Source organism: Leisingera sp., from assembly GCF_034669605.1.
Classification (GTDB): Bacteria; Pseudomonadota; Alphaproteobacteria; order Rhodobacterales; family Rhodobacteraceae; genus Leisingera.
Genome location: NZ_JAXMOX010000385.1, coordinates 1 through 1541, shown reverse-complemented (window position 1 = coordinate 1541; position 1541 = coordinate 1). Strand labels below are relative to the sequence as shown.

Annotated in this window: 2 protein-coding genes; one reads left to right on the top strand and one right to left on the bottom strand. The window is 59.8% G+C overall.

What is annotated here, in order from left to right:
- Positions 1-990, top strand: a 990-nt coding sequence (locus tag VOI29_RS24495; RefSeq protein WP_323784502.1) for an aldehyde dehydrogenase family protein, incomplete at its 5' end; no start/stop codon positions are given.
- Between the two features lie 76 nt (positions 991-1066).
- Here VOI29_RS24495 and VOI29_RS24490 read toward each other — a convergent pair.
- A partial coding sequence (locus tag VOI29_RS24490; protein ID WP_323784500.1) for a pseudouridine synthase occupies positions 1067-1541 on the bottom strand: 475 nt, incomplete at its 5' end.

Here is a 1541-nt window from a genome sequence, read left to right as displayed (position 1 = left end):
AACTGGCCGATGAACCAGATCACGCTCAAGGTCGGGGCTGCGGTCGTATCCGGCTGCACAATGGTGCTGAAACCCTCCGAGGAAAGCCCGCTGGACGCGATGATTTTTGCCGAACTGATGGACGAGGCAGGCTTCCCCAAAGGTGTGTTCAACCTTGTGAACGGTGACGGCGTCGGCGTTGGCAGCCAGATGTCGTCGCATAAAGATATCGACATGATCAGCTTCACCGGATCGACCCGCGCGGGCACGCTGATTTCGAAAGCGGCCGCCGATACGCTGAAAAAGGTCCATCTTGAACTGGGTGGCAAGGGTGCAAACATCGTCTTTAACGATGCGGATGACAAAGCCGTCAAACGTGGCGTTCTGCACATGATGAACAACACCGGCCAGTCCTGCAACGCCCCCAGCCGCATGCTGGTGCAATCCGATGTCTATGACAAAGCCGTCGAAGAAGCAGGCGCTGTTGCGTCGCAGGTCACCGTTGGTCCTGCCTCCGAAGATGGGCGTCATATCGGCCCCGTTGTGAATGAATCGCAGTTCAACAAGATTCAGGACCTGATCCAGAAGGGCATCGACGAAGGTGCGCGTTTGGTTGCGGGCGGCACCGGACGTCCCGACGGGTTGAACCGCGGCTTCTTTGTCAAACCCACCGTCTTTGCCGACGTGACCCCCGACATGACCATCGCCCGCGAGGAAATCTTTGGCCCGGTTCTGTCGATCATGAAGTTCGACAGCGAAGAGCAAGCCGTCCAGATCGCCAATGACACGGTTTACGGCCTGACCAACTATGTGCAGTCGCAAGACGGCGAGCGCCGCAACCGCCTGGCACGCCAGCTGCGCTCGGGCATGGTCGAGATGAACGGCCAAAGCCGTGCCGCGGGCTCGCCCTTTGGCGGCATGAAGCAGTCGGGCAACGGGCGCGAAGGTGGCATGTACGGGATCGAGGACTTTACCGAGATCAAAGCGGTCTCTGGCTGGGCCGCTGAATAAGCAGGCCCTTCGGCATCCCCCACAAACACCAAGGCCACCCTGCGGGGTGGCCTTTTTCGTTCGCGCAACCGTGCCTTTAAAATGGCGCTTTGGCGCGAACCTTGGTCGAATGCCCGCCCTGAGGGTGGTTGAACCGCAATTCTTCTGAATGGAGCATTAGGCGTGGATAATCCAACGCTGGACCCGTGGCATAAAACGGGTCCCCCAGGATCGGATGCCCGAGGCTGAGCATATGCACCCGCAGCTGATGGCTCCGCCCTGTCTTGGGGCTAAGCCGGACGCGAGCGGTGTCGCCTTCGTCTTTCAGCAAACGCCAGTCGGTTTGCGCGGATTTACCAGTTTCATGGCAGACCATCTGGCGCGGGCGGTTGGGCCAGTCCACGATCAGCGGCAGATCGATGGTGCCGGTCTTTTCCTGCGGCACGCCCCAGACCCGCGCCACATAGGTTTTGCGCGTCATCCGCTTTTCGAACTGCAACCCCAGATGGCGCTGCGCATAAGGTGTGAGCGCAAAGATCATCACGCCTGAGGTGTCGCGATCCAGACGATGC